Here is a 7,898-nt window from a genome sequence, read left to right as displayed (position 1 = left end):
GCCGGGCGGAATATTCTGTTGCCATGAGTGAGAGAGGGATGCAGGAGCTGGCTCTGCTGTTGTTGACCGCGCTGGCGAACGCGCCCCGGCACGGTTACGCCATCGCCCAGGAGGTCAGGGCGATCACCGACGGCCGGGTGGTGCCCCGTACGGGGGCGCTCTACGGGGCGCTCGACAGGCTCCTCGACGAGGGGCTGATCACCGTGGAGCGGGAGGAAGTGGTGAGCGGCCGGGCGCGCCGCACCTTCGCCCTGACCGCCTCCGGCCGGGAGCGGCTGGCGGCCGAGGCGGACCGGCTGGCCGCGACGGCACGGGAGGTCCGGCGGCGGCTCGCGGCGGGCGGTGCGGCGGCCCCGGCATGATCGACCGGGTCCTCCGTCTCTATCCGGCCGGTTACCGGTCCGCGTACGGCGAGGAGATCGCCGACGTGCACCGGGAGATGACCTCGGGCCTGCCCTGCGCGGCCCGGCTGCGCGCCGACGCCGACCTGGCCGGACACGCCCTGCGGGTGCGGCTGCGGCTCGACTCGGCGTCCCCCGGCGGGCGCTTCTTCGCGCTGGTCGCCCCGTTCGCGCTCGCGGTGGCCGCGGTGGGCGACGGCCTGGTCCTCACCCGCTGGTACGCGGGGCTCGTCCGCTCCCCGGCGCCCGCGTGGCTCCAGCTCACCCACACCGACGCCCTCTGGGGGCTGCACCAGCTGTTCGCGGCCCTGGTGTGCGTCGGCGCGGTCGTCGCCCTGTCCGGCCGGTGGGTGCCGGGGGTGGCCGTGGCCGCGTGCGGGCTGCTGGGGGAAGCGGTGCAGGGGACCCTCGCCCCGGAGGTGACCGACGGGTCGCCCCTCGCTCCCGCCATGGCGCTGCTGACCCTCGCCTCGGTGCTGGCCTGTCCGGTGGACCGGCGGCCCGGCAGGGAACTGTCGGCGGTCGCCGGGACGGTCGCGGCCGTGGGGTGGTTCCCCGTCGTCGCCCTGGAGGCCGGGGCGTTCGGCGTGACCACGGACTACGGCGCCTGGCCGGTGCTGGTGCTGGCCGCCGCCGCGGCCACGGTCGCCCTGCGCCGACGGTCCTCCGGGGTACGGGAGACCGGTGCGGCGGCCGTGGCCGCGCTGCCCCTGGTCACCGGCGCCTCCACCTGGGCTCCCGACGACCCGTGGCCCTTCGTCGGCCTGCTGCTGGTCCTGCCGCTGGCGGGCGCGCTGACGGCGGGGGTGCGGGCGGTACGGAGACGACGGTGAGCCCACCCCTCCGTCGTTCCGGCCGACCGGGGCGGAGCCGCCTTCCCTTCGACGGGGAGGCGGCTCTGTCGTTTCCACGGGGAGGCGGTTCCGTCGTTCGGGGGGCGCCGGGCAGGTGCCGGGGCGGGACGAGGGGGCGCCGCCCCGGTGGGACGGGGCTCCGAGAGGCCGGGCCCCCGTGCCCGCCGGACCGCGTTGCCATAGTCCGTTGAACTGAATACTCTACTCAACGTACCGTTGCCGCGCGCCGTACGCGTCCGGGCCCGCGCCCTCCTCCGGCGCGGCTGCCGCCGATCCGCGCCCGCGCCCTCCCACCCGTATTCCTGGCTCCGAACTCCGCACAGAGAGACCGTCGTCGTGCCGTTCACGCTCTCCCACCCCGCCGCCGTCCTGCCCCTGCTGCGGCAGCCGTTCGTCGCCCCGGCCCTGGTCGCCGGAGCCATGGCCCCTGACGTCCCGTACTTCCTGCGGGCCGTCGGCATCCACTCGGACAGCGCGCAGGACGCGTACGAGCCCCTCCTCAACGCCACCACCACCCACTCCCCCGGCTGGGGACTGGCCGTCGACCTGCTCTTCACCCTCTGCCTGATGGCCGCCTACCGGCTGCTCCGCAGACCCGTCGCCGCCCTGCTGCCCTTCCGCATCGGCCCGACCGGCCCCGTACCGGAGTCCGGCCCGCGCACCCCCCTCCGGTACGGCTTCTGGCTGCTCCTGTCCGCCTTCCTCGGCATCGCCTCCCATCTGCTGTGGGACTCCTTCACCCACGCCGACGGATTCCTCGTCACCCATGTGGCGGCGCTGCGCCACCCGGCCGTCGGGGGCCTGACGGTCGCCCGGCTGCTCCAGTACGTGAGCACCGCCGGGGGCCTGCTGGCCATCGGCGCGCATCTGTGGCGCCGCCGGAAGCCGCGCCCCGGGAAGGGCACCGTGGCCCGGCCGCGCCCCGGCGCACGGTGGGGCGTGGCCGCCGTCCTCGCCGGGACGGCCCTGCTGGGCGGAGCCGTACAGGCGCGCGCCGACTTCCCCCTGTACCGCTACGAGACCGTGGCGGACCTCGACCGCCCGATCGTCCGTGTCTTCGAGGACGGCTCGACCGACACCAGCTACCCCACCCGGACGGTGGAGGCCCCCTGGGGCAGGGTCGCCGAGGGAGTGCTGACCGGCGCGGCCAAGACGGCGGGCGCCGCGTTCGCCGTCGCCCTGCTGGTCTACTCCGCCGGATGGCACGTCCGGCGCTCCCTCCGGCGGAACGGCTGACACCGGACCGGCATCATGGAGCCCGGCGCCGGGGGACGGCGGGCGGGACGAGGCGACGGCCCCGGGCGAAGGGTTCCGGGGGAACGGCGGGAGGGCCGCAGGAGATGACGAGCCGGGGGAAGGCCGCCTGGGAACTGCTGCTGCCCGCCGTCGAGGCACCGGCCCGGCGGCGCGGCAGGGCCCTCCAGGAGGCGCTGCGCGAGGCAGTCCGCTCCGGGCGGCTCACGGCGGGGACCCGGCTGCCGTCGACCCGTGCGCTCGCCACCGACCTCGGCGTCTCCCGGGGCCTCGTCACCGAGGCGTACGAACAGCTCACCGCCGAGGGGTACTTGCGCAGCGGCCGGGGCGCGGGCACCTGGGTGGGCGAGGCGGCGAGGAGCCCCGCCCTGCGGTCCGGCGGGACGGACGCCGCCACGCGCGCGCGTGGCGGCGGGGGGACAGGACCGGACACGACGGGCCGTGACGGGCCGGGGACGCCCCCGGGCGGATTCGCGCGGGGCGGACGGACGGCGCCCATGGGCGGGCGGGCGGACGGCGGACCGGCGGCGCCCGGGGACGGGCGGGCTCGCGGCGGATCGCGGACGCCTCCCGCCGGGTCCGTACGCGACGGCCGGGGAGCGTCGTCGGGCGGGCCCGTGTCCGGTGGACTCGGTACGTCCCCGGCGGTGGACGCGCGTGGTGTCCGGGGCGCGCCTGCGGGAGGGTCCGTGCCGGGGCGTGGTCCCGGCGTGTCCGGGGCCGGGCCCGCCGAGACCCGGGCCGGACACGCCGTGCCTGGAGCGGGTCCGGGGGCGGAGCCCGGGTCCGGTTCCGGGCCCACCGGGGCCGGGGTGCGGGTCGGGCCGGAGGCCGGAGTGCGGGCCGGGCCGGAGGCCGGGGTGCGGGTCGACTTCCGGCCCGGCACCCCCGACCTCTCGCTCTTCCCCCGCGCCGCCTGGTCGGCGGCGCACCGGGCCGTCCTGTCCCGGCTGCCCCACCCGGCACTCGGCTACCCGGACCCGCGTGGGCTGCCCGAACTGCGGGAGGTCCTGGCCGGGATGCTGACCAGACGGCGGGGCGTCGTCGCCGATCCGGAGCGGCTCGTGGTCTGTTCGGGCGTGGCGCAGGCGTCGACGCTGCTCGGGTTCGTCCTGCGGGCCCGGGGCCTGGACACGATCGGCATCGAGGACCCGGGCAGCCCCGAGCACGGCCGTCTGTTCGCCTCGACGGGCCTGGACACGGTGTGGCTCCCTCTGGACGAGGAGGGGCTGCGGCCCGGGGCGCTCGCCGGTTCCGGCGTACGGGCGGTGGTCGTGACGCCCTCGCACCAGTTCCCGTCCGGGATCAGCTGGTCGGCGGAGCGCCGGGCGGAACTGCTCGACTGGGCGCGGGCCGTCGACGGATACGTCATGGAGGACGACTACGACGGCGACTTCCGGTACGACCGGGCCCCGGTCGGCGCGCTCCAGGGGCTCGATCCGGAGCGGGTGGTCTACGCGGGATCGGTCAGCAAGTCGCTCGCACCCGGTCTGCGGCTGGGCTGGACACTGGTGCCGGAGGCACTGCTCGACGAGGTCGTCGAACGCAAGCGGACCATGGACCTCGGCAATCCGGTGCTCGATCAGGCGGTGCTCGCCGAGTTCGTCGCGCGCGGCGGGTACGACCGGCAGCTGCGCCGCTGCCAACGGGCCTACCGGGAGCGGCGGGACGCGCTGCTCGCCGCGCTCGCGGAGCATCTGCCGGGGACCAGGGTGAGCGGGATCGCGGCCGGGCTGCACGTCATCGCGCGCGTACCGGGGCGGTTCGGCCCTCCGGAGCGGTTCCTGGCACGGGCGTCGGCGGCCGGGGTGGCGCTGCGGGCCCTGGAGGAACACGGCACCGCCCGCCCCGGGGACGGGGACGTGCGCCTGGTCGTCGGGTACGCGCATCTGACGCCGTCGGCGCTGACGACGGGCGTCCGCCTGCTGGCGGAGGCGGTCGGGGCGACTCGGGAGGGATGAGCCGGGACCGGGCAGGTCCGGGGCGGGGCAGTCCGGGGCGGGACCGGTCCCTGACGGCCCCCAGGCGGGGCGAGACGGAACCGGTCCGGTCCGGGGCGGGGCCGACACGTACAAGGCCCGGCGCCGATGCCCGCTCGTACGGCACCGGCAGCGGCACCGGGCCGCGTCGTACCCCCCTCACCGGCCTCCGGACGCAGCCGTCGGCGCGGGGCGCGGTCCCCGGTGCCGGTCGTCTGTTCACGCGGGGTTCGCGCGGGCGCCGTTCCCGGCCGTTAGGCATGGGGCCGACGTACCGACCGCCAGGACACGACCCCCGGAGGCCCTTCCATGTCCCAGCCCGTACCCGGCAGTTCCCCCTCCCCCGCGCGCCGAGGCGTGCTGCGCGGTTCGCTGGCCGCGTCCGCCGCCCTCGCGCTCGGCGGTGCCTTCGGCGCCGCCGCACCGGCGTTCGCGCTGTCGGGCCGGCCGCGCGCCGCGTGGGGCGTACAGGCGGGTGACGTCACCGCCTCCTCCGGTCTGGTGTGGGTGCGTGCCGACCGGCCCGCGCGGATGCTGGTGGAGACCTCGGCGACGGACTCGTTCCGGCGGGTGCGCCGTCACCACGGGCCGCTGGTCGGCGCGGGCACGGACTTCACCGGCACCACGGCGCTGCGCGGTCTGCCCGCCGGGGAACAGGTCCACTACCGGGTGACGCTCGTGGACCCCGACGACCCGCGCCGTACGGGCGAGCCGGTCACCGGCACCTTCAGGACGGCTCCGGGGCGGCGCCGGAACGGGGTCCGTTTCCTGTGGTCGGGGGACATCGCGGGGCAGGGCTGGGGCATCAACCCGGACATCGGCGGCTTCCGCGCGTACGAGGAGATGCGCCGCCTGGACCCGGACTTCTTCCTGTGCAGCGGCGACTCGATCTACGCCGACGGGGTGATCGAGCCGCGCGTCACCCTGCCGGACGGCCGGATCTGGCGGAACGTCACGACGCCGGAGAAGGCGAAGGTGGCGGAGACGCTGGACGAGTACCGGGGCAACTTCCGCTACAACCTCCTCGACCACAACGTCCGCGCCTTCCACGCGCAGGTGCCCTCGGTGGTGCAGTGGGACGACCACGAGGTGCGCAACAACTGGTACCCGGGGCAGATCCTGGACGACGCGCGGTACACGGAGAAGGACGTGGACGTCCTCGCCTCGCGCGCGTTGCGGGCGTTCACCGAGTACACCCCGGTGTCCACCCTCCACGCGCGCGGTGGCTCCCCCGGCGGCCGGATGCACCGGGTGGTGCGCCACGGCCCGCTCCTCGACGTGTTCGTCCTCGACATGCGTTCGTACCGGAACGCCAACTCCCACGGCCGTCAGCCCGACGACACCACCGGCATCCTCGGCGCCGAACAGCTGACGTGGCTGAAGCGGGAGCTGGCCGCGTCCACGGCGGTGTGGAAGGTGATCGCGGCGGACATGCCGCTCGGTCTGGTCGTCACGGACGGCGCCACGGACTTCGAGGCGGTGGCGCAGGGCGACCCGGGCGCCCCGCTCGGCCGTGAGCTCCAGATCGCGGAACTGCTGCGGTTCGTCAAGCACCGGCGGGTCACCGGCACGGTGTGGCTGACGGCGGACGTGCACTACACCTCGGCCCAGCACTACGCGCCGGAGCGCGCGGCCTTCAAGGACTTCGCGCCGTTCTGGGAGTTCGTGTCCGGGCCGCTGGCCGCCGGTGGCTTCCCCGCGAACGCGCTCGACGCGACCTTCGGCCCCGAGCGGGTGTTCGTCCGGGCGCCGGAGCGGGCGAACGTGTCGCCGATGGAGAGCCCGCAGTACTTCGGGGAGGTCGACATCGACGGGCACAGCGGCGAACTGACCGTCCGGCTGCGGGCCGAGGGCGGGGCCGTGCTGTTCACCAAGGTGCTCCAGCCGGGGCGCGTCGGTCAGTAACTCCTGCTCAGGGGTGGTGCGGTGGCAGGATCGGGGCCGTTGTCAGTGCCTCGCCCTACCGTCGTAGACATGACGCGATCCGTACAGGCACTCGCCTACGTCCGCCCGTCCGCGCTGGAGTCCACGGGCTCCGGCCGGCTGCTCGGTCTGGAGACGGCGGGGGGCCTCACGCCCCGGGGTGCCGAGGCCCATCCCCGCTTCTTCTCCGGCTTCCTGGCCGCGCCGCAGGTCGCCGCCCGTGGTCTGCTCGCCGTCGCCGACGTGGCGGCGGCCCGCTACCACCAGCGGATACGGCCCGGGTCGCTGGACCCGGTGGTGACGGGGAACGGGGACCGGCTGCGGTTCGAGTCCTTCTCCGGCTGCGGCGGGGTGTACGCGCGCCTGGACATCCTCGAAGAGGGTCTCGGGGGTACGGAGACGGGGCACGGCACGACGAACGTCGACGTGAACGACCCGCTGCGCGAGGCGCTGTCCCGGATGACCGGGGACGATCCGATGCATCTGCGGGTCGGCCCCGAGGAGCTGGCGGTGACCACGCTGACGGGGGCGGTCGTGGAGAAGAAGGTCCCGCTGCCGGACCGCTGGCTGCGGGGCTTCGCCGAGGCGCAGGTCGCCTCGGCCCGGTTCGACCTGCGGGCCGGACTCTCCGGCGCGGAGGCGGTGCGGTTCCTCCGGTCGCTGCCGCGCAACCAGGCCCGGGGGCGGGGTCCGCTGTGGGTGACGCGGTCCGGCCGGACCCTGCGCCCGACGACCCGGCCGGGGGCGGACGCGGTGTGCCTGCCGGGGCCGGACCGGCTGGTCGCCCTGGAGCGGGTGCTGCGGCACGCGACGGGCCTGCGGGTGTACGGGCCGGTGCCGGACGGCACCCTGGCGACCTCCAGTGCCTGGGAGGTGACCCTGCCGGGGATGCGGCTGACGCTGACGCTCTCGCCCGACCCGGCGCGGGGGTTCTCCGGCGAGGGAGGGGTCCTGGAGGCCCTCGCCACGGAGGAGGCGGCGCAGGACGCCGAGCTGGTCTCGGTCCTCCTCGCCTGGGAGCCCAGGATCGACCTGGCCGAGCTGGCGGCGCGGGCCGGACTCGGCATCGGCCGGGTGCGCGCGGCGCTGACCCGGCTCGGCACCGCCGGGCGGGTGGGCTACGACGTGGCGGACGCGGCCTACTTCCACCGGGAGCTGCCGTACGACGCGGACCGCGCCGAGCGGCACAATCCGCGTCTGGTGGGCGCCCGGCGGCTGGTCGCCGAGGGCGCGGTGGAGCTGGACGGCCCGCTGGCCACGGTGGTCTCGGGCGAGCGGCGCTACCGGGTGCGGGAGTCGGACGGGGTGCTCAGCTGCACCTGCCCGTGGTGGGCGGACCACCAGGGCAGGCGGGGCCCGTGCAAGCACGCGCTCGCGGTGCGGATGGTCCGCCGGGGCGCGACGGCCGCCGCCACCGGGCCCGTGGCGACACCGGTCGGCGGACGGAGCGACGGTGACCGGAATGGCTGAGCCGACCGGGGCGGCTG

6 protein-coding genes and 1 pseudogene are annotated in these 7,898 nt (G+C 76.3%); all 7 read left to right on the top strand.

Features of this window, described 5'->3' with window-relative positions; genetic code table 11:
* Window positions 1-23 precede the first annotated feature (23 nt).
* The 7 genes and pseudogenes from ACIO92_RS25020 (at window position 24) to ACIO92_RS24990 (ending at window position 7,881) form a co-directional block, all read left to right on the top strand.
* Window positions 24-362 carry a PadR family transcriptional regulator gene (locus ACIO92_RS25020; protein WP_366442693.1) on the top strand — a complete coding sequence of 113 codons (339 nt, stop codon included), beginning with the start codon at window positions 24-26 and terminating at the stop codon, window positions 360-362.
* Window positions 359-1,234, top strand: coding sequence for a hypothetical protein (locus tag ACIO92_RS25015; RefSeq protein ID WP_402282979.1), 876 nt, complete (start codon window positions 359-361; stop codon window positions 1,232-1,234). The genes ACIO92_RS25020 and ACIO92_RS25015 overlap by 4 nt, the downstream gene beginning before the upstream one ends.
* A 357-nt stretch (window positions 1,235-1,591) precedes the next feature.
* Complete coding sequence (locus ACIO92_RS25010) at window positions 1,592-2,491, top strand: DUF4184 family protein (protein ID WP_402282981.1); 900 nt, start codon at window positions 1,592-1,594, stop codon at window positions 2,489-2,491.
* Window positions 2,455-2,841, top strand: a pseudogene (locus ACIO92_RS25005) (GntR family transcriptional regulator); the annotation flags it as partial. The gene ACIO92_RS25010 and the pseudogene ACIO92_RS25005, both read left to right, overlap by 37 nt.
* A 165-nt stretch (window positions 2,842-3,006) precedes the next feature.
* Window positions 3,007-4,470, top strand: a complete 1,464-nt coding sequence (locus tag ACIO92_RS25000) for an aminotransferase class I/II-fold pyridoxal phosphate-dependent enzyme (RefSeq protein WP_402283016.1) — start codon at window positions 3,007-3,009, stop codon at window positions 4,468-4,470.
* A 327-nt stretch (window positions 4,471-4,797) separates the two neighbouring features.
* A complete protein-coding gene (locus tag ACIO92_RS24995; protein WP_402282983.1) occupies window positions 4,798-6,393 on the top strand; it encodes an alkaline phosphatase D family protein in 1,596 nt (531 codons plus the stop codon).
* Between the two features lie 69 nt (window positions 6,394-6,462).
* A complete protein-coding gene (locus ACIO92_RS24990; RefSeq protein WP_366442698.1) occupies window positions 6,463-7,881 on the top strand; it encodes an SWIM zinc finger family protein in 1,419 nt (472 codons plus the stop codon).
* The last annotated feature ends 17 nt before the right edge of the window (window positions 7,882-7,898 follow it).

This window comes from Streptomyces sp. NPDC087215 (assembly GCF_044744885.1).
Taxonomy (GTDB): domain Bacteria; phylum Actinomycetota; class Actinomycetes; order Streptomycetales; family Streptomycetaceae; genus Streptomyces.
Note: the sequence above shows the minus strand (reverse complement) of the source record. Positions and strands in the feature narration are given on the sequence as shown.

What these genes read in the sequence shown, in the direction of transcription:
- ACIO92_RS25015 (WP_402282979.1), top strand. Translation starts at nt 359, where the DNA reads ATGATCGACCGGGTCCTCCGTCTCTATCCGGCCGGTTACCGGTCCGCG.
- ACIO92_RS24995 (WP_402282983.1), top strand. Translation starts at nt 4,798, where the DNA reads ATGTCCCAGCCCGTACCCGGCAGTTCCCCCTCCCCCGCGCGCCGAGGC.
- ACIO92_RS25000 (WP_402283016.1), top strand. Translation starts at nt 3,007, where the DNA reads ATGGGCGGGCGGGCGGACGGCGGACCGGCGGCGCCCGGGGACGGGCGG.
- ACIO92_RS25020 (WP_366442693.1), top strand. Translation starts at nt 24, where the DNA reads ATGAGTGAGAGAGGGATGCAGGAGCTGGCTCTGCTGTTGTTGACCGCG.
- ACIO92_RS24990 (WP_366442698.1), top strand. Translation starts at nt 6,463, where the DNA reads ATGACGCGATCCGTACAGGCACTCGCCTACGTCCGCCCGTCCGCGCTG.